We start from the raw sequence: 21,816 nt of genomic DNA on the forward strand, positions 1-21,816 counted from the left end.
TAGAATTATTTACGCAAGATTTTTTCCATTTTACGACCTTTGGCAAGTTCATCTACTAGTTTGTCTAAATATCTACATTGTCTATATACTAAAAAATCATCTTCAATATCCTCAATACGGTATCCACAAATAACGCCTTTAATTAAATGAGCGTTGGGATGCATATTTGCTTCATTATAAAAGGTTTCAAAAGTTGCTTTTTCATCAATCAAGGTTTGAACGCGATTTGCATCATAACCAGTGAGCCATTCTATTACCTGATCTAATTCTGCTTTTGTTCTTCCATTTTTTTCTATTCTACTCAAGTAGTGTGGATAAACAGACCCAAAAATCATTTGGGCTACTTTCTCATTCTTTTCAGCGGTTACTTTCATAGTTAAATCTTTTGTTGGAGTGATAGTTAGTCAAAAATTAAAATTTGTAATAGTCCTATAATCAAATTCACAAGCTCTATTCTGTTCCAAATACTTTTCCATTTAAGGTATGCGTGCAGCAATTGCAGTATGGGACCATATCTTTGGCTATTAATTCTGGATTGGTTAATTGTAAATTATTTTCCACATCAACATACAATCCAGAGAAAAAAGAAGATTCTCCAGTTCTTACAAATTCTTCTTTTTCATTTTCATCTAGTGCCACAATCCAAAATATAGGTTCTGTCTTATCTAGTCTTGAACTAGCCTCACTAAATATGTCATCCCAGTTCTTTCCGACCTTGGATAGTAAAAATCTGAATAAAGGAGTGTAATCAAGTCCTCTTTCTTTTTTACCGTGCATAGAACCTTTGGTCTGTTCTACAGTTTCTCGCTTTTTATTTCTAGAATATTTAAAATCACTTCCAAAATTGTGAATAACACCTCTTGCACGTGTGTTTACTTTTCGATACAATGGTTTTTTGTCTCTATTCATGAATCTAATTTAATGAAATTCTAAATTGAAAGGAATGTAGTTCAATCAAAAGCTGTTATTGCGACTTCTTTTTCATATTAGATTTTACTAATCCGAGTCCTTTCCAGAATTCATCTGGATAGCTTAATTCTTTAGGTTTACCTATCCATCCATTGGTTAAGTCTAGTTGATAACCATTATCTAGCTTTTTATATTTTACAGAAGTAAATATTATTTTATCCCAATCACCTATATATTTTAAACTATCTAAAGATGGTGGATAGCTACCTTCTCGCAGCTTATGTAACTCTATAAGAGATATAGCTGTTTTAAAATGCTGATCACCAAACTGTTGATTTGCTTTTTCTTTAAAATTATTAGGGTTGCAACTTGTGATTACTAGAAGTATTGAAAATGTAAAGATGAATCTGAATCCTTTATAAATCATTCTTAATTTGTTTATCGTTCCTTAAAACTATAGAATAATAATAAAAAGGTAATTAAGCTCTATGTTATGCTAACTCCTTTTAAAAACAACTTCAGCTTGATTAATACGTAATGTAGGATTTTCTGTAGCTACTAGAATTCCTTTAAATGTATAAGTAGCATCATCATCTATGGTTAAAGAGGTGTTTTTTCCAAGAAAACTCCAGTCTGTTTTACCGTTGATACTTTTTTGCATTTCACCTATGGTAATGTATTTATCAGTAGGATCGATATCTATGGTGGCGATCCTTTTACGATTCTTAAACATAGTTAGTTTAAAGGTCAAAGTAACTTCACCATTATACTCTATATCCATATCGGACCATAAACCAATTTCATCACCCTTTTTAAGGTCTACTGTAAATTCTTTTAATATTTTGTTATCGTTACCAGTACTTATTTCATTGATGGATAGTCTGCCTATTTCTTCACCGGTAATGCTATCACAGCTCATTAAACATAGAGTAAAAATAAATATCGTAAATAAGTTTTTCATTAGACTGATTTTTAGAGTTTTTGCTGTTATGTTTAAGTTGATTGGATTTATAATTCTGTAGATTTACTTTGCTTAAACCTCAAACCAAGTTTACCATCTTTAAAATCTAATAATGGTGATGGAAACATTTTAGAGAGCATACCTGTTGCTACGAATTCAGCTTTACTTTGATGAGTAAGCTTTAAATCATTTATGGCGAGTACTTCGTCTGCTAATGCTAGAGCAATACTTAACTCGTGACTAGAGAATATGATACACTTTTGATGTTGATGGCAATAATCTCTAAGTTTTAGTAATATTTCTGCTTTATGATGTACATCGAGATGACTGGTAGGCTCATCCATGACAATATAAGGCGTGTCTTGAACTAAAGCTCTTGCAATAAGTACGCGTTGCAATTGTCCATCACTTAACGTTGATAGCCTACGCGACCTCATTTTTAAGATCTCAAAATCAGTCATGATTTCTTCCACAAAAGCGATATCTGATGGTGTAAGCTTTCCTAAAAAATTAGTGTAAGGTGCACGACTTAAATATAAGATTTCTTCAACAGTTAAGAATTGACTGAACTCACGATTCGTAAGAACAACAGCAATAGATTTTGATTTATCTAAATCGCTAATATTATTTATGTTAGTGTTATTAATATAAACAGTGCCTTTAATTACATGTTGGTTGTTAGAAATAGCTCGTAACAAAGTAGATTTGCCAGTTCCATTAGCACCTATAAGTGTGATAAATTTACCTTTCGCGCAAGCGATTTCTTTATCATTATGTGCAATAACACAATGACCATATCCTATCTGTAAGTGCTCTAAACGGATCATTAAAAATGTAGATTACGTTTTCTTAATATAAGCCAAATTACTAACGGCGCGCCTAGTAATGACGTCACAGCATTAATAGGTAATGAGTAATTTGAAAAAGGTAATTGTGATATAATATCACAAGCTAATAGGAGTGAAGCACCTAATAAAGCAGCGGTGGGAATTAATATTTTATGATTTACCGTAGGCAATAGTAATCGTGCTAGATGAGGTACCGCTAGTCCTATAAATGCTATCGGTCCTGCAAATGCGGTTATGCTACCAGCTAGTAGACTAGTAATTATTATAATGATCCATCGAGTAGATTTAATGTTGATTCCCAAACTGCGAGCGTAGGTCTCACCTAACAACATCGCATTGAGTGGTTTTAATATGATAATAACTAGTAAGCTAGAAATCAACAAAATAACTGTCAAGATTAAAATATCGCTCCATTCGAGATTACCTAAACTACCCAAAGACCAGAATACATAACGTTTCAATTGCTCGCTAGAACTGAAATATGATAAAATACCAACTATAGCGCTACTTAAGCTTCCTACCATTAACCCAACGATAAGTAATCCCATAGTATCTTTAATGCGCAACGACATGAGAATAATAAGCATCATTACTAATATACTACCTATAACACTAGCCGTAACAAGCCCTAATCCTGACACAGCACTTATCCCTAATACAGCACTGCCCATAACAACAAGTGCAACTCCTAATCCTGCACCAGATGATATTCCCAGTACAAATGGTCCTGCTAGCGGATTTCTAAATAGTGTTTGCATTAATAACCCAGCAATCGCAAGTCCAGCACCAGTTAAAATGGCCATTACGGCACGTGGTAAACGCATTTGGGTGATAATATAATTCTCTGATGCGCTATTATTTGCGCCTATCAATACGTCCCAAATTTTATGTGGTTTAATAAACACAGTGCCCAGACATATGTCTGCTATAAATAGTACAATGACAGCTATAATTAATAAAAAAAGGACTTTATTTTTCAATCGTTAAGCGGCTTAAAAAAGTAGAGTTGATGTTGCGGTAAACTATTAGGATGCAGTATTTTAACCAGATCTTTTAATACTAAATCTGGTCTCATAGAAGCCTCTTCATAATAAGTAACACCACCACGTGCACCTACATTAAGTGCAAAGGTATAGACCTGTCTGTTTTTAAAGGCATCAAACTGGCTGTAAGCGCTATTATCTTTCTCCATGGCTCTATAGCTGGTATACTGCCCAGGCGCTATCCATATGTCAGCATTTTGCGCATCTGTAAGTACACGTTCTACATTATACGATAAAGAACCTGTACCAGTGGTATTTGTATAGATGTAATTACCATTTGCATCTGCAATAATTTTACCTTGCCACGAGTTTCCATAAGGTAGATACCAAGTATCTTTCCAAGTTGCACCAGCGATGACACTAGGTGATTCTAAGGTTTGAGCAAGTATTTTGGTCTCAAGATATTCTTTCTCAATTTCTTTAAAAATACGATCTGCTTCTTTTTCTTTACCATATAACACACCAAAAAGCTTAATCCACTCTGCTTTACCTAATGGATGTTTCTCTATCCAGTCACCATTGTATATAACCGGTATTCCAGCTTTTTGAATTGATTCATAGATAGGATTATCACCATCAATTCCATATCCCATTACTAGATCTGGTTGCATGGTTAATACTTTTTCAACGCTTATGGTCTGATTTTGTCCTAGTTCTTCAATACGACCTTTATCGATAAGTGCTCTAACGCTGCTATCACTGATGTAATCAGTACCAGGAAATCCTATAATTGAAGATTGCTCATCAATTAAAACGACTGGTGGTATATGAGTAGTAGAGCTTAGAATTATTTCTTTAATAGGAATGTTAATAATCTGAGGTGCATCAGGTTCTGGTATGCGATTTGTAGAATTACCGTTTTCTAATTTAAAAGAATATTCTAAATCTGCTTCTGGCCATGGGTTTTTTATAGTGATGTAATATCCTGTATCTGTGGAATTAATACTAAATCCAGTAGCGTATTTTATTTCTACATCTGGATATTTAAGTTTAGATGCTTTAACCTTTTCTATTGTTGTTGAGGTATCACTGTTTTTACACGACGTGATCAAGAATATGGAAAATAACAGAAAATATAAGTTCTTCATAGCGCCTCAAAAATACTATTATTAGCATACATTTGCCCTGTAAAATTGGTTTCTCTAGTTGGATTACGCTTTCGCGAAAGCGAGATAAATGAAGATTAGAGAATTAAAAGGGAATCTAGTGTAAATCTAGAACTGTTCCCGCAACTGTAAAGTTTACATCTTTTAATAAGATGTCTCGTAGAGATTTCTATCAAAAAGTCACTGAGTCTTGTACTTGGGAAGGCGATAGAAATAAATAAGTCAGGAGACCTGCCAGCTTACACAAACTAATTGTTAACCTTCGGGATAAAGGTAGCGAGTCTTTTAAGTAAGTTTAATGGTTGATCCTTTCTTATATGATCACCCATTAGTACCGTGCTTGATATGATTTCTCTTCTCTTTTCCCGTATTTAAAATCATTAAAATGAACAAAAAAATCATTGCCATGAGCGCTATGATGGTAGCTGCTGTGTCGGGAATTGCACAAGTGGATTCTACTGCAACTAAACTGGATCAAGTACTTATTAGTGCAGATTCTAAATTTGAATTAACAAGAAAAGATAGCGGTAAACCTGTTATCAAAATTACCAGAGCAGACATTGAAGCACAAAGCGCAGCAAGTCTAGCAGACTTATTAAATCAATATGCTGGTATTGAAATGAATGGCGCACGCAGCAATGCTGGACAGAATCTAGGATATTTTGTACGTGGTGGTAGCACTAGACAGGTCGCATTTTTAATTGATGGTGCACAAGTCAGTGATGCAAGTAACATCAGTAATGAGTTTGATATAAGATTAGTAGACCTTAATCAAATCGAGGAAATAGAAATACTTAAAGGAGCTGCGAGTACTTTATATGGTGCAAATGCTAGTACTGCTGTAATTAATATCAAGCTGCGCAAGTCGCCAGTAACTGGTGTGCGTGTAACTGTTGCCTCATTTATAGGTACTAATAAAAGCGTAGAACAAGCTAATAATGGTCCCGATGAGTTTACTAATAGTGTTCAATTACAAGGTACTGCAAAAAATGGTTTGACCTATGGAGTAGGTTTTAACCATCAAGCAACTAATGGTGGTCTAAGTGCTGCCGAAGCTGCAGATGGAGCCTCACCTAATGAGTCTGACGACTTTAATAGGGTCAACCTATTAGGTAGAATAGGATATGACAACAGAGAAAACTTTAAAATTTCTAGTTATTTGTCTTTTGATGAGTATACTGCCGAATTTGATGATTTTACATTAGTTGACGCAAATAATGAAACCTATAGCCGTCAGGTACGATGGGGAACTAATGTCAACTGGAAATATTCTAAAAAAGGAGAAATTGTTTATACAGATGTGAGTACACATACCCGTCGTGACACGAGAAGTAGTTTTCCATCACTTTATAATGCAGATGGTTATTCATTAGACTTATATAATAAGTACACCTTTGATCTAGGAGAGGAATCTTCATTAAAAACGATATTAGGATTTAACTTTAGAACAGATCGCTATGAGGATTTTAGCATCCCTTTCGGAAGTTCTAGTTTTGAACAAAATGCTGATAAAGATAACGTTAATGCACAGATTTATGATCCGTATTTAAATGTTGTTTATATCAGTGATTTTGGTCTCAATGTAAATGCTGGTGCTCGTTATAATAAGCATAGTAATTATGATGGACAGGTGGTTTATAATTTAAATCCATCATATAGATTTGATTTAGGTAAATCTACTTTTAAAGTCTATGGTAGTTATAGTACGGCTTATATTACACCATCATTATTTCAATTATATGCTGCCGGTTTTGGCAATGATGAGCTAGAACCAGAAGAAAATACTACTCTTGAAGCTGGTTTATCTTGGACTAAAGGTAAGAGTACAGTCACTGTAAGTGCTTTTCAACGTGATGAAAATAATCTTGTACAGTTCGTAACCATTGATCCTTTAAATTTTATTTCACAATATCAGAATGTTGAAGAAGAGTTAACTGCAAAAGGTATAGAAGTTAGTGGTCAGACCACATTGTTTGATAAATTAATGCTGACAGCAAACTATAGTTTTATAGAACGTAATGATCAATCTTTATTGCGCCGTATACCAAAACACAAAGTTAATGCTAGTGCAAGAGTTGAAGCTATCGCAAGAGGATTTATAACCTTAAGATATCAGTACAATGATGATAGAGGAGATTCTTTCTTTAACTCAAATACTTTTACTAATGATGCTGTGGTATTGAGTAGTTATCATACAGTGGATCTAGACCTAACTTACGGGTTAAAAAATGTATCGGCTACATTTTTTGCTGGTATCAACAACGTTACAGATACTGATTTCCAAGAATTGTTTGGATATCAAACTAGAGGTAGAACATATAAAGTAGGTGTGAGGTACCAATTTTAAATTAGGTCTATCTTTAATTATAAATCCCATTTCAAATGTCTTTTTTGAAATGGGATTTTTTATATTTTAAACTAATTAAATACTTCAATTAGTTTAGTAAGTAGACTAATGCTGGTGCTACTCTTTGTCTCCAATAGTTTTCATCATGCTCATGTCCTTCAAATTTGATAGACCTATAATTAACTGATGTATAACCTTTTTCTATAAACATACTATCAACACGCAGTTGGTATGGTTCATAATCTTTATCTAGTGTTTCTGTTCCATAATCAAAGTAAATGCGATGATTCTTTGCCGGTGGTATGGTTTCCGGTAGACTTTCTATAAAAGCTTCACCTAAATAAGGAACAGGCCAGTGTGTACTCAAACAACCTGCGTTACCAAAAATGTTAGGATATTCCATCATTGCATACAGAGATATTAATCCGCCCATACTGCTTCCCATGATGATATTATCTTTAGGTTCTTCAGATACTTGAAATTTGTTTCTTACAAAAGGTAATACTTCCGTGGTTACAAATTTTAAATACTCGTCTGAGTAGAGTTGGTCATAACCAGTGTTTTTCTTTAATTCAGATTTTGCAAATTTGGATTGTGTTAATTCCTTAGGTTGTTGTGGCATATACTCATTCATGCGCTTCTTAGAATGTGACCACGTCGTAACTACAATGGTAGGCTTAATAGCATTAATGACAGATAGGGAATCCATTTTCTCATCTATTTCCCATGCTTTGCCATAATTTGAAGAACTTTTGTTGAATACATTTTGCCCATCATGCATATATAATAATTTATAATCTACGCCGGTCAAAGGATAACCTTGCGGTAACCAGATTTCTAGTTGACGCTGGTCAACATAACTAGACTTAAAGTTATTAAAATATAGAATAGTGTCGTTCTCTATTGGATTTTGAATTTCAAAACTACTGATATTTGTTGTCGCGATAGGTGTAAATACATTAGTGGGCGACTGATCTTTACAGGAGATAATTATAAAAATGAAAAGAAGATATTTAAATGCTTTCATGTTTACTGGTTATAATGGCCATAACGTTGTAAGGCATATTTGTAGAGCTCATTTTTACCTTCTAATTGTAATTTATGAATCATATTTTTTCTATGTTTAACAACGGTACTCACTGCGGTTTGTCTTTCTTCGGCAATCTCTGCAGATGTTTTTCCTAATGCAATAAGCTTCAGGATTTCAGTCTCGCTGCGCGATAAAGGTTGTACATCATCATTTTGTTCTTTTTTATTGACCTCTTCAAGGTCAATTGCTTGATCAAAGTAATTTTTACCAGATGCGACTGTTTCAATCGCTTTCTTAAGTTCTGTTAAGGGACTTATTTTAAGGACATATCCATCTGCACCTGCATCTATCATCTCCTTAATGGCGCCAGGATTATCATACATACTTAAAGCGATTACTTTAATGTTTTTATTTAAAGATTTAATAGCAGTGCATAACTCAACACCATTCATAATAGGCATGTTAATATCTGTAAGTACCACTTGTGGTTTTACAAACTTGAGCATTTCTAACATTTCTTTTCCGTTAGGCGCGTTCCCTATGACCTCGATATTAGAATCTTGTTCTAGAAAAACCTTAAGACCATCACTGAGCGAGATGTGATCTTCGGCAATAGTTATAAATATCATACTAGGGGAATTTCAATATTAATAGTGGTTCCACGTTTTAGTTTAGTATCAATTTCCATAGTACCATCTAAGTTTTGAACTCTAGTATTAATGCTATCAAGACCTGTTCCATTATTATTTAAATTTTCTGGAATAAAACCATTACCATCATCTTCCACCATAATACTTACATGGTCCTCATAGCCAGTTAATATAATGCTTGCGTTTTGTGCTTCGGCATGTTTGATAGTGTTGTTGAGCAGTTCTTGAATAATTCTAAAAAGACCTAACTCCATACTATTGCTTAAATTACCTTGTAAACCATGATGTATAACTTCAACCTGTATGGACTTACCGGCGTTAATACGGCTAGCAAGTTGCTCTAATGTACCTATTAAACCATGTGAACTTAGAACACTACTTTTTTGAGCGTGTGATATATTGCGAACTTTAGTATACGTGTCATTCAATAAATCATAGGCGTTTTCTAGTATTTTTTTATTTTCTACTTGATTACTTTTACCTATAACATTTTCAATACACATACGAGCAGTAGTCAAGGAACTGCCTATATCGTCATGTAAATCTTGAGCGATTTTCTTACGTTCTTTTTCCTGTCCAGTGATCATGGCATCAATACCTGCTAATTCTTGATCACGCAGTAATTTTTCTTCTCTTTGTTTTTGAGCTTCAGCTTGTGCGGCAAGTAATTTTTGCTTTTGTCTCATTCTATTAAATAGATAAGCACCTATTCCCGTAATACAGGCAAGAATAAAGAGCAATAAATAAATTTTGTTCTTACTAGTCAGGTTTTTAGCAGTTAGCTCAGCGTTTTCAAGATCTTTTTCTGCTGTTTCATATTTGGTCTGTAGTTCCTTTAAGTTTTGAGCGATGTCACTACGTTCCAAAGAATCCTCTTCTGATATGAACTGATTGTAGTAATCAATTGCTTCTTTGTAATTACCAGCAGCCGTTTGAGCATCGGCTATGTTGCGCAACAAGCCTACACTTAATTCTTTATCGTTTTTATTTTTAATCAGTTCTTTGGCTTCAATTAAATTATCTACCGCAGCTTGATTTTTACCTATAGCCATTTGTAACATGGCTAGATTATTAAGTCTCACAGCGATATCAAAAGTGTCTTTTTTTGCAATGACGTCTGCAAGATTTTTTTGATAATAGAATAAAGCAGAATCATTTTGTGCCTGATAGTAATGTAAGGTTCCTAGATTAAATTCGGTATCAATCAATTCTTGTTTTAAATCATTCTCGATACTTATGTTTCTCATCTCATAACAAATATTTTGTGCTTGTGCATAATTACCCAATTGTATTTCTTTGAACATGAAATAGAATTTACTTTTAATCAAAAGAGTAGGGTCGTTAAGCTCTGTCGCGATAGATAGATTTTCAATCATTAGCGACTCTGGCGCTACCTGTAATTCTGATGCTGAATTACTAAGTTCCATCATATAGTCGTTTGCCATAAAAATGACACGCTTATCATCAGAATGATTTTTTGCTTTTTGTAAATCTTTATAAGCATTTTCAAAATCATCTATGGCACATTTAATACCGCCAGTAGCTAGAAAATAAAGTGCTTGATCACTTTTATTTAGGTCATTAACATCGTGATTTTTTACTATTTCTCTTAATTGCGCGATGTCATTACGGTTCAATATATTCATGACACTATCTAGTGGTTGTGCTTGCGCAATAACCTGCTGAATAGATGTAAGGATTAACACGATAGTGATTATAAATCGAGTTGTCGATTGGTGATTGTAAGGGAAAAGTCGAGCCATTATATAAGTAGGGAACGTTATACTTTCAAATATAATAAACTATCGGTTAGGAATCTTCCTCTTATAAAATCTATTCCTACACGTTAATTACTACTTGTTTATTTTCTTAAATTTGGTTTCATTTAGTATGGGTTATCATGTTACGCTTTCGCGAAAGCGTAATCCAAACCATTAAATCATTTTAAACAATTGTATTTTATGAAATATTTAAAGATTGCTAGCATCGTACTAGCAACAACAGCGTTAATTTCTTGTAATGATAAAGTACCTGAAACAATGGAGGCTCCTGTTACAGAATTTAGCTATGATGTGACTGAATTTGCTGACATAGGAGTTTTAAGATATCAAATCCCAGGATGGGAAGAATTAAATCTTCAACAACAAAAACTTGTTTATTATTTAACTCAGGCAGGATTGAGTGGTAGAGATATTATCTGGGATCAAAATTATCGCCATAATCTAGAACTGCGTAAAGGTCTAGAATCTATTTACACGTCTTATAAAGGTGATGTAAATGATGTAGACTGGAAAGAGTTTGAAATTTATCTTCATAGAGTATGGTTTGCAAATGGAATCCATCATCACTACAGTATGGATAAGATGAAACCAGGATTTGATGAGGACTATTTTAAGCGTTTAATGGCACAGACTAATGTGACTATAGCTGAAGACGTGTGGATGGTCATGTTTAATGATCAAGATGCTAAAAAAGTTGATAAAGCAAAAGGAAAAGATATTGTACTAGCGAGTGCGGTAAATTTTTATGGTCCTGATGTAACTGAGGAAGAAGCCAGAGCATATTATAAAAGTATTAATGTCGACCCTAATGAACCTATTGAAGTGGGATTAAATTCTCAACTTGTAAAAGAGAATGGTAAACTCGTAGAGAAAGCTTACAAAAGTGGCGGTTTATATGGTCCAGCGATGGATCAAATGATTTACTGGTTGCAAAAAGCTCAAGGAGTGGCAGAAACCGTTGAACAAGCAAAAGCTATAGGTTTGCTTATAGAGTATTATGAAACAGGTGATTTACATAAATGGGATGAATACGCTATTGTATGGTCTAAATCAACAGATGGTGCAGTAGACTGGATAACAGGTTTTGTAGAAGTTTATAATGATCCTATCGCATATAAGGGTAGTTATGAAACTATTGTACAGATTAAGGATTTTGATATGTCACGTAAGATGGAAGTGTTAAGTTCGAATGCTCAATGGTTTGAAGATAACTCGCCTTTAATGGATGAACATAAAAAGGAGAAAGTTACCGGTGTAAGTTATAAAACGGTAAATGTGGCAGGTGAGGCTGGAGATGCTAGCCCTGCGACTCCAATAGGAGTTAATTTACCTAATAATGTATGGATTAGAGAAGTGCATGGTAGTAAATCGGTTTCTTTAGGTAACATTATCGAGGCTTATGGTAGTTCTGGTAGCTCAGGTAGATTAGAAGAATTTGCCTTTGATGATGAAGAGATTGCACTTGAAAAAGAATATGGTGCGCTTGCAGATAAATTACATACTGCATTACATGAAGTAGTAGGTCACGCATCTGGACAAATTAATGAAGGTGTTGCAACGCCTAAAGAAACTTTAAAAAGTTATAAATCTACTATTGAGGAAGGTAGAGCCGATTTATTTGGTCTATATTACTTAATGGACCCTAAACTAGAAGAGCTAGGTCTTGTAAAAGATTGGAAAAAAACTGGAACAGCTGCATATGATGGTTATATAAGAAATGGATTGATTTCTCAATTAGTACGTTTAGAGTTAGGTCAAGATGTAGAAGAAGACCATATGCGTAATAGACAATGGGTGAGTGCATGGGTTTATGAAAGAGGACTAGAAGATAATGTTATTGAAAAAGTAACTAAAGACGGAAAGACCTATTATGACATTAAAGATTACGAAAAGTTGAGAACACTTTTTGGTGAATTATTGAGAGAGACTCAACGTATTACTAGTGAAGGTGATTTTGAGGCTGCACAAGCACTAGTTGAAGACTATGGTGTTAAGGTAGATCAAGATTTACATCGTGAGGTGTTAGATCGTAATAGTCAATTTAAAACACCAGCTTATAGAGGTTTTGTAAATCCTATGATTACACCAATTATGGAAGGTGATGAGATTACATCGTTTACCATCGAACAACCAGAGACGTTTGCAGATCAAATGTTGATGTATTCAGAAAAGTATGGTCATCTAGACTAATCAGTTATAGTTTAAAATTTAAGAGGCTCATAAAAAGATTATAAAATCTTTTTATGAGCCTCTTTACTTTGGTTTAAATAAAATAGTTTTTTGATTTCTTTTAGATCAACTCTTTAAATTTATTCTTTTGCTTTTTTGATTTTAAACGATGATGGAATGGTATTTTGAGACCTATATAAAAATCAGCAGCTTGAGAATCTTCTGAAATAAGGTTACTAAGAATAGATCCAGAACCAAAGCTCAATGGGCCAAACCTTAATCCTGCGCCCCAAGTCATATCAGCATATTCTACAAAACTAATATTAGTATATAATGTAAATAGTCTTGATTCATATCTAGGAACTATAGTTGTGTAATTCAATTGATTATTACTATAAGGATCTGTCGATGCATTTAATCCCACAGCGCCTGTTGCAGCAATGTAAATATTGCGATCAACGCGTAGGTCTATGGCATATCTGAGAGCAGTAGGTAATTGAACAGTCACATCCTGTGTATTAGAAATAAAAGAATAATTGTCTTCAAGACCTTGTTCAAAATCCTCGTCAAAATCTGAAGCACTTACCGTACCAGATACAGAGTATGTGTCGATATTGACGTCTTGATAAGTAATGCTTCCTATATCAGTTATACTTAAACCTAGTTTAAGGCGGTATTGATTATGACCTCTTAAAGCTAGTGAGTCTAATTTACGGTCCTTTTTAAGTTCTGGACGATACTCATAAATTAAACCAATATCACCACCTATACTTGAACTACCGTTACCAAAATCAAAGTCGTCATCTTCATCTGTCGAATTAGCAGCGGCATATGATAAATCACCATTTGCAGATATAGTTTCAGCAACAGAATCATAAGAACCATTGATACTATTTGAGTTCATGAAAAAGCCACCAGCTCCCAATAAATATTTTGCTGTTACACCAGCTTTTAAGAAATGATTTTTTTTATTCATCACTACAAATCCGTAGGTTAATCCAGCCTCTGCCCAGGCATGTGCGGTACCATTAAGGTTTTCCATATCGATGTTAAAGTCTTTATTGAGGATATCGCCATCTTGTAAGGTTTCAAATAGATTACCATTTACCTCTCTTAAATTTAAATAACCTCTAACACGAGTCGATATAGCTAGACTATGCTTATCTGATAGATTAAAAAGAAAAGATGGTCCTAGTACATCTAAGTTTTGATACACATTATTATTTTGACTAGGGAAACGCATTCCAGATTCTTCAAAACTGATACCGCTAGCATCATTAAAAAGTTCTGAAAAGTTGAAAGCATAGTAATCATTAGAGGTTGTAGAGGATACTTGAAATAAATTAATATCCGTTTTAAATCTTGAATCTGCCAGATTTGCAGGATTAAAAGAAAGGCTAGTAATGCCTGAATAATTATCAGTTTCTTTTCCAGAATAACTTTGTGCGATACTTAAAAAGCTTATTAAGAACACTATAGCACTATAAAATAATTTTCTCATTGGTTAAGTTTAAATTCAAAATTAAACCTAATCAATGCTTCAAGTCAATACCCTTTAAAGGGTATATTTAAAATGTAACTTAACTTTTTAGGGAGACTTTAATAATGAAAAGTAAAAGAATGAAGGCTATAAAGCCTACAAGAATCCATTTAACGCCTTTATAGTTTTTTTTATGCATTCCTTTATCTTTCAAATACATGAATGATATGATTATTACAAAAGCAATAAAGAATATAATACCAAAGGTAATTTGACCACTAGAGAACATAGAGTCTTTTGCAAGTAATAATAAATGAGACATAGAATAACTATTTTTGACAAAATTACAACACGATCTTATCAATAACAGCACATGAAGAAACAAATTAAAGCAGTAGAAGAATTTCACACAGCATTTAAACTAGGAATGAATCATCAACCACAAGGTGATATTACAGAACGTCGAAATAAATTACGTTTTGAATTAATGAAAGAGGAAAATGAGGAATATCTTGAGGCTGCACAAAACAATGATTTAGTAGAGGTTGCAGATGCATTGGGTGATATGCTATATATACTTTGCGGTACTATTATAGAGCATGGTATGCAAGACGTTATTGAAGATGTATTTGATGAAATACAAAGATCTAATATGAGTAAATTGGGAGAAGATGGAAAACCTATTTATCGTGAGGATGGTAAAGTACTTAAAGGGCCTAATTATTTCAAACCTAATTTTGAGAAGATTTTAAAGACTTCATAAAGTATTATCAAAAAAAAGCCATCATTAGTTGATGGCTTTTTTTGAATTAGGATATTTTATTTACTTATATTTTTACTCTCCAACCGTGCTGATCATCTGCACGATTGTATTGTATATCTTTTAAAGCAGTTTTAAACTGTTCTGCATAGCTGTCTTCTAAAATAGGAAGCTCATATTTAAAATCTTTATGCTTGTAACCTTTAATAGGTACAATAACCGCAGCGGTACCAGATCCAAATATTTCTTTAAGGCTGCCGTTTTGTGCAGCTTCATTAAGTTCTTTAACACTTATTCTGCGTTCCTCAATTGTTAAACCTGCATCTTTCGCTAACTGTAGAACACTACGTCTGGTAACTCCATTAAGAATACGATCATTATTAGGTGCCGTTAAAAGTGTATCTCCTATACGAACAAAAATGTTCATCGTGCCTGCTTCTTCTAGATATTCATGAGAGGCAGCATCAGTCCAAATGATTTGTTGATAACCTTCTGCTAGTGCAAGATTATTAGGGTAGAAGCTAGCCGCATAGTTTCCTGCTGCTTTGGCATATCCTACACCACCATCTGCAGCACGAGAATAATCAGACGCGATAATAACTCTTACATCACCTTTGTAATAAGCAAATGCAGGAGACATTACAATCATAAATTTATATTCAGTTGATGGGGCAGCTGCCACACCATTTTCACTAGCAATCATAAAAGGTCGTAAGTAAAGAGATAATCCTTCACCATGACGTACCCAATCTTTATCTAAATTGACAAGTGTTTTAAGACCTTCAATAAATACTTCTTCAGGTACTTCTGGCATTGCTAGACGCTTTGCACTTTCATTAAAACGTATCCAGTTATCTTCTGGGCGAAAAAGAAAAACATCTCCAGCATCATCTTTAAACGCCTTCATTCCTTCAAAAATCGCTTGTCCATAATGGAATACCTTGCAACTAGGCTCTACCATTATAGGGCCGTAAGGTTTTATAACAGCAGTTTCCCATTTACCATCACGCCATGTACACTCTAGCATGTGGTCTGTAAATGTTTTACCGAATGTCAAATTATCAAAATCAGTATGGCTTAATTTTGATTCTTGAATCTTATCGATAACGATTTCGTAGGCGTCTGTCATGGCTTGTCAAAGTTTTTTGCAAAGATACTGGATATCTATACATCAATTACCTAAACGAATTCTTAAATTTGCATTAAACTATCAACATTATGAAAAAAATTGTATTCGCCTTACTAGCAGCAGCTGCTATGGTAGGATGTAAAGAAGAGGTAAAAGAAGACATGACACCAGCTGTCAACGATGAGCAAGTTCAAGAAATGGCTTATATGAGCTATGGAGAAAAAATTGACGCATCTGACGCCATTGAAGCGGCAAAGTTAGGTAGCTTTTATGAAGGGATGAAAGAAGGAGATACCATGCAAGTTAAAGTAAAAGGAATGATTCAAGAGGTATGTGTCAATAAAGGATGCTGGATTAAATTACCTGTTAATGATACAGAGTCTGCTTTTGTAAAATTTAAAGACTATGGTTTCTTTTTGCCTAAAAATGGTACAGATAAAGAAGTTATTTTAAGAGGTAAGGCTTATAAAAGTGTTACTCCTAAAGATGAGTTGATTCATTATGCACAAGACGCTGGAGAAAGTGAAGAAGAAATAGCAAAGATTACTGAGGACAAAGTAACCTATGCTTTTATGGCAGACGGTGCTTTGGTGGAAGAATTTGAAAATCCAGATGTAGAAGGTATGGAACCTACTACAGAAGAGTAGATGAAACGTGAAATAATCACTACTGGCGATGGTTCCAAAACTATTCATATGCCAGAGTGGAATGAACAATATCATTCAAAACATGGCGCCTTACAAGAGGCGCTTCATGTTTTTATAGAGATGGGTCTTAAGGATACGCTTTCGCGAAAGCGTGAACAAACACAACCTATTTCTATATTAGAATATGGTTTAGGGACTGGACTTAACGCTATGATTACGGCACAGTTTCCAACTGAACACTCTATTTATTACACCGCCGTAGAAGCTTTTCCTATAGCTGTATCTGAAGCTGTTGAAGTTAATTATGGACAGTTGTTAGGAAATCAAGTATTGTATGAAAAACTTCATCAATGTGAATGGGAGCAATCTGTGCAGCTTACAGATCAGTTTACTATTAAAAAGTTAGAGAAAAAATTTGATCAGATTAATGATGTGTCACGTTTTGACATTATCTACTTTGATGCTTTTGGGCCTAGAGTTCAACCTGAATTGTGGACGGTAGATATATTTAATGCAGCTTTTAAAGCATTAAAGCCCGAAGGAATTTTAACTACCTATTGTGCACAAGGTCAAGCGCGTAGAAATATGCAAGAAGCAGGCTTTATCATAGAGAGGTTACCTGGTCCACCAGGCAAACGTGAGATGTTAAGAGGAAGAAAAATGACATAAAAAAAGCCGTTCTATGTGTAGAACGGCTTTTTTACTGGTGTTTGATAATTTACATTTTATCTACAATCTTAAGTAATAATTCTTGCGTGCTACTATAACTTACGTCTTCTTCTTTAGCTAGTAAAATAGCTGCTTTAGCTTGTTTCCATGCTTCATCATATCGACCTGTCTTATATAATAATGCTGCATAAGTATCGGTATTATTGTAGTTAGCATCTAACTCTATAGATCGTTTTACCATCTTAATAGATTTTAATAAAACATCAATTTCAGAGTGTTCTAGATAAGCATGCCATGCTTTACTATTTAAAGCGTTGCTATCATACCATATCGCATCTATACTGTCTTGACTATATTCACCTTCTGTACCTTCAGAATTCCCAGCATTTGAAGAACTACTTGAAAAACCACCATGTTCAATGATAAGATCTTCAAAATCTTCTTCAGACATAGCACCTTCCATATAATCTAGAGTTTCCTTATTTTTTATAAAGTAATAAGTTGGTATTGACGTGACACTTAAAGCGTCATCAACCTCATTTTCATCAACATCAATTTTGTAGATAGAAATACGGTCACCATATTTTTCAGCGAGACGTTCTATAATCGGATCCATTCTTTTACATGGACCACACCACGTAGCATAAAAGTCTACAATGATAAGTTTATCATTATTTATTAGTAATTTTTCTTCGGCATTATCATCATTAATTTCAATTTGAGCAATTGCTTGTAAAGAAAGCATTCCAAGCATTAATAATAGAAGGTTTTTCATAATTCGTTGGTTTATAATCTGCAATTAACAAATTTTTGTAGAAAATAGACATACCCTTTATGGGGTATTTTTATTTACTCATGATGATAAGGCTCATTTCTTAGAATAGTAAAAGCTCTATAAATTTGTTCTGTGCCAAATAACCGTACCATTTGATGAGAAAAAGTCATGTCACTCAAAGATAATTTTGAATTTGCTCTTTGATAAACATCACTAGAAAATCCATAAGGGCCTCCTATTATGAAGACCAGCCTTTTTAAGCCTGATACACTACGTTTGTTAATTAACTCAGCAAATTGAAGACTGGATAGTTTTTTACCTCTTTCATCTAGAAGGGTGACAAAATCACTTTTTTCAAGTTTATTTAAGATTAGTTTGCCTTCCTCATTTTTCTGTTGATCTTCACTCAGATTTTTTGTTTTTTTTAAATCTGGAATTATTTCTAATTCAAAGTTTATATAATGCTTTAGGCGATCGACATACATCTGTGTAAGTTGTTCGATTCGAGAATCATCTGTTTTGCCTACGGCTAGGAGTGTAATTTTCATATTGACAAAGTTAATTGCATTTTAACAATATGTAAAAACAGATGTTTAGCTTATTTTTGATTAATAAAATATACTAATGGAATACGGAAGCACAGCATTTAAGGAAGAAATTAAACGCATTATCACTAATGCCTTAAGAGAAGATGTAGGTGATGGAGATCACAGTAGCTTATCCTGTATTCCTAGAACAGCGACAGGTAAAGCCCGTTTATTAGTAAAAGATGATGGTATTCTTGCTGGTGTAGAATTTGCAAAAGCTGTATTTCATGAAGTAGATCCGGATTTAAAGATTGATGTGAGAATAGAGGATGGCAGTCCTGTAAAATATGGTGACGAGGCGTTTTATGTAACAGGTTCATCACAGTCTATTTTAAAGGCAGAACGTTTAGCATTAAACGCAATGCAGCGCATGAGTGCTATTGCTACTAAAACAAGAACTTTTGTTGATGCTTTAGAAGGTACAAAAACAAAAATACTTGATACTAGAAAAACGACGCCTGGTATTAGAGTACTTGAAAAATGGGCTGTAAAGATTGGTGGTGGAGTTAATCATAGATTTGGCCTTTATGATGTAATCATGCTTAAGGATAATCATATAGATTTTGCCGGTGGTGTTAGTAAAGCGATCCAAAAAACGCAACAATATCTTAAAGATACTAATCGTGATTTGAAGATTATTGTTGAGGCCAGGGATCTCAATGAGATTAAAGAGATCCTTACAAATGATGGTGTTTACCGCATTCTTATTGATAATTTTAATTATGAAGATACACGCAAAGCTGTCGAACTAATAGGTGATCAATGCCTTACAGAAAGTAGCGGTGGTATCACTTTAGACACCGCACCTCAATATGCAGCCTGTGGAGTAGACTTTATCTCAAGTGGCGCTTTAACACATAGCGTTTATAATTTAGATTTAAGTCTTAAAGCGGTCCATGAGTAAAACCAAAGATTTACTAGATCGTATACCGGTTTTAAGATGGCCAGTTAATCTTGCAAATAAAATACGTATACCTGGATTAGAAGGGATGACTCTTTATGATGTAGCAGAGACCTACATTATAGGAATTGCACAAGGAGCTTTTTCTGCAAGGGCTAGTGCTATTAGCTATAGCTTTTTTATGGCCATATTTCCTTTTCTTCTATTTGTATTAAATCTTATACCTTTTATTCCTATTGAGAATTTTCAGAATGAGTTTTTAGAATTTGTAATTGAATTACTACCAGCACAAGCGGTAAGTATTTTTGATCAAATATTTAAAGAAATTGCACTTCAAGGTAATACAGGTTTATTAACCATCGCATTTGTATCTTCATTAATCTTTATGTCTAACGGTGTTAATGCTGTTTTTAACGGCTTTGAAAGATCTTATCATACAGATTTCAATCGTGGATTTTTTAGGCAATATGCTATTTCACTTGCCGTATCGGTGATGCTTACCTTTTTTCTTTTAATTATGGTAATTGTAGCTGGTTATGTGGAATACTTACTAGAGGAGTTGCGTAAATCTAATATTATGAGTGAAACCGGTCAAGGTGGAACACTAGTATTTGTTAGATATTTAATTGTGATAATACTTACCTATATCTTTGTTGCCGTGCTCTATTATTTTGGGACAAGAGATGGACGACAATCTCGATTTTTCTCAATCGGAGCGACCGTAACTACAGTATTAATTGTTTTATTGTCAGTTCTTTACGGTATTTATATAGATAATTTTACTTCGTATAATGAAATTTATGGATCGATAGGTGCTTTACTAATCTTAATGATTTATATATGGCTCAATTCCAACATTTTACTATTAGGTTTTGAATTAAATGCTTCACTAAGAAAATTAAAGGCACAGAATTTGAATACTTAATATTATCTTTAAAAACCCAAAATAAGAATCACAATGAAAAAATTAATTTTATTAGCGGTAGCCTTAGTAGCTACTTTTACTACAAATGCTCAAGTAACCATTAATGATGTAAAGGTTGAAAAATCACTTACTGTTGAAGGACAAGAATTGATGCTTAATGGAGCAGGACTTAGAGAAAAATTATGGTTTGATCTATATGTAGGTGCTTTATACACAACGGTCAAGTCTGGTGATGGCTCTACACTAGTAGATGCAGATTTAGCTATGGCTATCACACTAGATATTACTGATAGTAAAGTGACTCAGGACAAAATGAAGAGTGCTGTAGAAGATGGCTTTGAAGATAGCTGTACTGATGCAGAGCGTGCTGCAATTAAAGGAGATATTACAAGATTTATAGGATTTTTTAAAGATGCTATAGTAGAAGGTGATGAGTTTCAAATCGCTTATGTACCAGGAAAAGGGACAATGGTTTCTAAAAACGGTAAAGCTTTAGGTACTATTGCTGGTATTGAATTTAAAAGAGCTTTATTCGGAATTTGGTTAGGAGACGATCCAGCAGATGAAGATTTAAAAGAAGGAATGTTAGGTAAGTCTTAATATTACTTTTAGAATATTATGACCCACGTGAAGTAACTTTGCGTGGGTTTTTTAATTTACAGATATGAGATTATTGATTACCGTAGCTTTTATTTTTATCGCTTTCGCGAAAGCGTATTCACAAGATATCACGGGTGTTTGGAAAACTGTTGACGAAGAATCTGGTATTGTTAAATCGCATGTAGAAATCTTTGAGAAAGATGGGAAATACTATGGTAAAGTATTAAAAGTACTTGATCCAGAAGCACCTGAAAAACCGCTATGTATTAGTTGTGATGGTGACTTAAAGGACGCACCGATTGAAGGTCTAGTCATTATTAATGACTTAGAGGCAAAAGGTAAGGTCTATAAAAATGGTACTGTGCTTGACCCAGAAAATGGTAAATCATACGATTGCAAGATTTGGCTCAATGAGGATAATCCAGATCTGTTAATGGTTAGAGGATATATTCTATTTTTATATCGCACACAGACTTGGGTAAGACTCAAGTAAAAATAA

At 33.9% G+C, this 21,816-nt stretch carries 24 protein-coding genes and 1 riboswitch; of the genes, 9 read left to right on the forward strand and 15 right to left on the reverse strand.

Annotated features, from left to right (window positions below):
- Window positions 1-5 precede the first annotated feature (5 nt).
- The 7 genes from ACJJVI_RS10010 to ACJJVI_RS10040 all read right to left on the reverse strand — a co-directional run bounded on the left by ACJJVI_RS10010 (window position 6) and on the right by ACJJVI_RS10040 (window position 4,849).
- On the reverse strand, window positions 6-374 hold the full coding sequence (locus tag ACJJVI_RS10010; protein WP_042247037.1) for a DUF2200 domain-containing protein: 369 nt from the start codon (window positions 372-374) through the stop codon (window positions 6-8).
- 76 nt (window positions 375-450) lie between these two features.
- Complete coding sequence (locus tag ACJJVI_RS10015) at window positions 451-909, reverse strand: hypothetical protein (protein ID WP_348021219.1); 459 nt, start codon at window positions 907-909, stop codon at window positions 451-453.
- A 55-nt stretch (window positions 910-964) separates the two neighbouring features.
- Window positions 965-1,336 (reverse strand): hypothetical protein, encoded by a 372-nt coding sequence (locus tag ACJJVI_RS10020; RefSeq protein WP_042272699.1) that lies wholly within the window; start codon window positions 1,334-1,336, stop codon window positions 965-967.
- Between the two features lie 69 nt (window positions 1,337-1,405).
- Complete coding sequence (locus ACJJVI_RS10025) at window positions 1,406-1,870, reverse strand: hypothetical protein (RefSeq protein ID WP_042272702.1); 465 nt, start codon at window positions 1,868-1,870, stop codon at window positions 1,406-1,408.
- 47 nt (window positions 1,871-1,917) lie between these two features.
- Window positions 1,918-2,697: an ABC transporter ATP-binding protein gene (locus tag ACJJVI_RS10030; RefSeq protein WP_042272704.1), complete on the reverse strand. Its 780-nt coding sequence runs from the start codon at window positions 2,695-2,697 to the stop codon at window positions 1,918-1,920.
- The gene (locus ACJJVI_RS10035; RefSeq protein ID WP_405351732.1) at window positions 2,697-3,698 is read right to left on the reverse strand and encodes an iron chelate uptake ABC transporter family permease subunit; all 1,002 of its coding nucleotides are present in this window, start codon (window positions 3,696-3,698) and stop codon (window positions 2,697-2,699) included. The genes ACJJVI_RS10030 and ACJJVI_RS10035 overlap by 1 nt, the downstream gene beginning before the upstream one ends.
- Window positions 3,695-4,849 carry an ABC transporter substrate-binding protein gene (locus ACJJVI_RS10040; protein ID WP_405351733.1) on the reverse strand — a complete coding sequence of 385 codons (1,155 nt, stop codon included), beginning with the start codon at window positions 4,847-4,849 and terminating at the stop codon, window positions 3,695-3,697. The genes ACJJVI_RS10035 and ACJJVI_RS10040 overlap by 4 nt, the downstream gene beginning before the upstream one ends.
- 29 nt (window positions 4,850-4,878) lie before the next feature.
- Window positions 4,879-5,121, forward strand: a riboswitch (cobalamin riboswitch).
- A gap of 131 nt (window positions 5,122-5,252) precedes the next feature.
- On the opposite strand from ACJJVI_RS10040, the gene ACJJVI_RS10045 reads away from it, so the two are divergent.
- Window positions 5,253-7,214, forward strand: coding sequence for a TonB-dependent receptor domain-containing protein (locus tag ACJJVI_RS10045; protein WP_348021217.1), 1,962 nt, complete (start codon window positions 5,253-5,255; stop codon window positions 7,212-7,214).
- 88 nt (window positions 7,215-7,302) lie between these two features.
- Here the strand turns inward: ACJJVI_RS10045 and ACJJVI_RS10050 are convergent, their stop codons facing one another.
- Genes ACJJVI_RS10050 through ACJJVI_RS10060 form a run of 3 tightly spaced genes read right to left on the reverse strand, consistent with a single transcriptional unit; the run spans window position 7,303 to window position 10,657 of the window.
- On the reverse strand, window positions 7,303-8,241 hold the full coding sequence (locus ACJJVI_RS10050) for an alpha/beta hydrolase (protein WP_053234218.1): 939 nt from the start codon (window positions 8,239-8,241) through the stop codon (window positions 7,303-7,305).
- 2 nt (window positions 8,242-8,243) lie between these two features.
- A complete protein-coding gene (locus tag ACJJVI_RS10055) occupies window positions 8,244-8,873 on the reverse strand; it encodes a response regulator transcription factor (RefSeq protein WP_036585058.1) in 630 nt (209 codons plus the stop codon).
- The gene (locus ACJJVI_RS10060; protein ID WP_081908557.1) at window positions 8,870-10,657 is read right to left on the reverse strand and encodes a sensor histidine kinase; all 1,788 of its coding nucleotides are present in this window, start codon (window positions 10,655-10,657) and stop codon (window positions 8,870-8,872) included. Before ACJJVI_RS10060 ends, ACJJVI_RS10055 begins: the two co-directional genes overlap by 4 nt.
- 198 nt (window positions 10,658-10,855) lie before the next feature.
- On the opposite strand from ACJJVI_RS10060, the gene ACJJVI_RS10065 reads away from it, so the two are divergent.
- Complete coding sequence (locus ACJJVI_RS10065) at window positions 10,856-12,865, forward strand: dipeptidyl-peptidase 3 family protein (RefSeq protein WP_405351737.1); 2,010 nt, start codon at window positions 10,856-10,858, stop codon at window positions 12,863-12,865.
- Window positions 12,866-12,965: 100 nt separating this feature from the next.
- Here the strand turns inward: ACJJVI_RS10065 and ACJJVI_RS10070 are convergent, their stop codons facing one another.
- On the reverse strand, window positions 12,966-14,345 hold the full coding sequence (locus ACJJVI_RS10070; RefSeq protein ID WP_042271853.1) for a DUF5723 family protein: 1,380 nt from the start codon (window positions 14,343-14,345) through the stop codon (window positions 12,966-12,968).
- A 79-nt stretch (window positions 14,346-14,424) separates the two neighbouring features.
- Window positions 14,425-14,646 carry a hypothetical protein gene (locus ACJJVI_RS10075; RefSeq protein WP_405351739.1) on the reverse strand — a complete coding sequence of 74 codons (222 nt, stop codon included), beginning with the start codon at window positions 14,644-14,646 and terminating at the stop codon, window positions 14,425-14,427.
- Between the two features lie 51 nt (window positions 14,647-14,697).
- Here ACJJVI_RS10075 and ACJJVI_RS10080 point away from each other — a divergent pair, with 51 nt between their 5' ends.
- Entirely contained in the window at window positions 14,698-15,087 is a 390-nt protein-coding gene (locus tag ACJJVI_RS10080; RefSeq protein WP_036585064.1) for a nucleoside triphosphate pyrophosphohydrolase family protein, read from the forward strand.
- A gap of 64 nt (window positions 15,088-15,151) precedes the next feature.
- Here the strand turns inward: ACJJVI_RS10080 and ACJJVI_RS10085 are convergent, their stop codons facing one another.
- The gene (locus ACJJVI_RS10085; RefSeq protein WP_042271855.1) at window positions 15,152-16,213 is read right to left on the reverse strand and encodes a branched-chain amino acid aminotransferase; all 1,062 of its coding nucleotides are present in this window, start codon (window positions 16,211-16,213) and stop codon (window positions 15,152-15,154) included.
- An 89-nt stretch (window positions 16,214-16,302) separates the two neighbouring features.
- Between ACJJVI_RS10085 and ACJJVI_RS10090 the strand changes: the two genes are divergently transcribed.
- Entirely contained in the window at window positions 16,303-16,860 is a 558-nt protein-coding gene (locus ACJJVI_RS10090) for a DUF4920 domain-containing protein (protein WP_042271857.1), read from the forward strand.
- Window positions 16,861-17,529 carry a tRNA (5-methylaminomethyl-2-thiouridine)(34)-methyltransferase MnmD gene (gene mnmD, locus ACJJVI_RS10095; protein ID WP_405351742.1) on the forward strand — a complete coding sequence of 223 codons (669 nt, stop codon included), beginning with the start codon at window positions 16,861-16,863 and terminating at the stop codon, window positions 17,527-17,529.
- Window positions 17,530-17,578: 49 nt separating this feature from the next.
- On the opposite strand, the gene ACJJVI_RS10100 is transcribed toward mnmD, so the two are convergent.
- Both ACJJVI_RS10100 and rlmH read right to left on the reverse strand, forming a co-directional pair.
- Window positions 17,579-18,304 carry a co-chaperone YbbN gene (locus ACJJVI_RS10100; protein WP_081866625.1) on the reverse strand — a complete coding sequence of 242 codons (726 nt, stop codon included), beginning with the start codon at window positions 18,302-18,304 and terminating at the stop codon, window positions 17,579-17,581.
- Between the two features lie 74 nt (window positions 18,305-18,378).
- Window positions 18,379-18,852 (reverse strand): 23S rRNA (pseudouridine(1915)-N(3))-methyltransferase RlmH, encoded by a 474-nt coding sequence (rlmH, locus tag ACJJVI_RS10105; RefSeq protein WP_405351744.1) that lies wholly within the window; start codon window positions 18,850-18,852, stop codon window positions 18,379-18,381.
- Window positions 18,853-18,928: 76 nt separating this feature from the next.
- Between rlmH and nadC the strand changes: the two genes are divergently transcribed.
- From nadC to ACJJVI_RS10125, 4 genes are all read left to right on the forward strand, one after another.
- Window positions 18,929-19,795, forward strand: coding sequence for a carboxylating nicotinate-nucleotide diphosphorylase (gene nadC, locus ACJJVI_RS10110; RefSeq protein ID WP_405351746.1), 867 nt, complete (start codon window positions 18,929-18,931; stop codon window positions 19,793-19,795).
- A complete protein-coding gene (locus ACJJVI_RS10115) occupies window positions 19,788-20,717 on the forward strand; it encodes a YihY/virulence factor BrkB family protein (protein ID WP_405351748.1) in 930 nt (309 codons plus the stop codon). Before nadC ends, ACJJVI_RS10115 begins: the two co-directional genes overlap by 8 nt.
- A 33-nt stretch (window positions 20,718-20,750) precedes the next feature.
- Window positions 20,751-21,317 carry a chalcone isomerase family protein gene (locus ACJJVI_RS10120; protein ID WP_036585078.1) on the forward strand — a complete coding sequence of 189 codons (567 nt, stop codon included), beginning with the start codon at window positions 20,751-20,753 and terminating at the stop codon, window positions 21,315-21,317.
- Between the two features lie 64 nt (window positions 21,318-21,381).
- Window positions 21,382-21,810, forward strand: coding sequence for a DUF2147 domain-containing protein (locus tag ACJJVI_RS10125; RefSeq protein WP_042271868.1), 429 nt, complete (start codon window positions 21,382-21,384; stop codon window positions 21,808-21,810).
- Window positions 21,811-21,816: the final 6 nt, after the last annotated feature.

Origin of the sequence: Nonlabens sp. Asnod3-H03 (assembly GCF_045063665.1) — a bacterium.
Lineage (GTDB): Bacteria > Bacteroidota > Bacteroidia > Flavobacteriales > Flavobacteriaceae > Nonlabens > Nonlabens ulvanivorans.

Bases quoted from the DNA above. Each gene is read 5' to 3' on its own strand.
- ACJJVI_RS10070 (WP_042271853.1), bottom strand. From the start codon at position 14,345: ATGAGAAAATTATTTTATAGTGCTATAGTGTTCTTAATAAGCTTTTTA.
- mnmD (WP_405351742.1), top strand. From the start codon at position 16,861: ATGAAACGTGAAATAATCACTACTGGCGATGGTTCCAAAACTATTCAT.
- ACJJVI_RS10085 (WP_042271855.1), bottom strand. From the start codon at position 16,213: ATGACAGACGCCTACGAAATCGTTATCGATAAGATTCAAGAATCAAAA.
- ACJJVI_RS10075 (WP_405351739.1), bottom strand. From the start codon at position 14,646: ATGTCTCATTTATTATTACTTGCAAAAGACTCTATGTTCTCTAGTGGT.
- ACJJVI_RS10025 (WP_042272702.1), bottom strand. From the start codon at position 1,870: ATGAAAAACTTATTTACGATATTTATTTTTACTCTATGTTTAATGAGC.
- ACJJVI_RS10115 (WP_405351748.1), top strand. From the start codon at position 19,788: ATGAGTAAAACCAAAGATTTACTAGATCGTATACCGGTTTTAAGATGG.
- ACJJVI_RS10100 (WP_081866625.1), bottom strand. From the start codon at position 18,304: ATGAAAAACCTTCTATTATTAATGCTTGGAATGCTTTCTTTACAAGCA.
- ACJJVI_RS10055 (WP_036585058.1), bottom strand. From the start codon at position 8,873: ATGATATTTATAACTATTGCCGAAGATCACATCTCGCTCAGTGATGGT.
- ACJJVI_RS10010 (WP_042247037.1), bottom strand. From the start codon at position 374: ATGAAAGTAACCGCTGAAAAGAATGAGAAAGTAGCCCAAATGATTTTT.
- nadC (WP_405351746.1), top strand. From the start codon at position 18,929: ATGGAATACGGAAGCACAGCATTTAAGGAAGAAATTAAACGCATTATC.
- ACJJVI_RS10040 (WP_405351733.1), bottom strand. From the start codon at position 4,849: ATGAAGAACTTATATTTTCTGTTATTTTCCATATTCTTGATCACGTCG.
- ACJJVI_RS10080 (WP_036585064.1), top strand. From the start codon at position 14,698: ATGAAGAAACAAATTAAAGCAGTAGAAGAATTTCACACAGCATTTAAA.
- ACJJVI_RS10030 (WP_042272704.1), bottom strand. From the start codon at position 2,697: ATGATCCGTTTAGAGCACTTACAGATAGGATATGGTCATTGTGTTATT.
- ACJJVI_RS10120 (WP_036585078.1), top strand. From the start codon at position 20,751: ATGAAAAAATTAATTTTATTAGCGGTAGCCTTAGTAGCTACTTTTACT.
- ACJJVI_RS10060 (WP_081908557.1), bottom strand. From the start codon at position 10,657: ATGGCTCGACTTTTCCCTTACAATCACCAATCGACAACTCGATTTATA.
- ACJJVI_RS10045 (WP_348021217.1), top strand. From the start codon at position 5,253: ATGAACAAAAAAATCATTGCCATGAGCGCTATGATGGTAGCTGCTGTG.
- ACJJVI_RS10015 (WP_348021219.1), bottom strand. From the start codon at position 909: ATGAATAGAGACAAAAAACCATTGTATCGAAAAGTAAACACACGTGCA.
- ACJJVI_RS10020 (WP_042272699.1), bottom strand. From the start codon at position 1,336: ATGATTTATAAAGGATTCAGATTCATCTTTACATTTTCAATACTTCTA.
- rlmH (WP_405351744.1), bottom strand. From the start codon at position 18,852: ATGAAAATTACACTCCTAGCCGTAGGCAAAACAGATGATTCTCGAATC.
- ACJJVI_RS10090 (WP_042271857.1), top strand. From the start codon at position 16,303: ATGAAAAAAATTGTATTCGCCTTACTAGCAGCAGCTGCTATGGTAGGA.
- ACJJVI_RS10065 (WP_405351737.1), top strand. From the start codon at position 10,856: ATGAAATATTTAAAGATTGCTAGCATCGTACTAGCAACAACAGCGTTA.
- ACJJVI_RS10050 (WP_053234218.1), bottom strand. From the start codon at position 8,241: ATGAAAGCATTTAAATATCTTCTTTTCATTTTTATAATTATCTCCTGT.
- ACJJVI_RS10125 (WP_042271868.1), top strand. From the start codon at position 21,382: ATGAGATTATTGATTACCGTAGCTTTTATTTTTATCGCTTTCGCGAAA.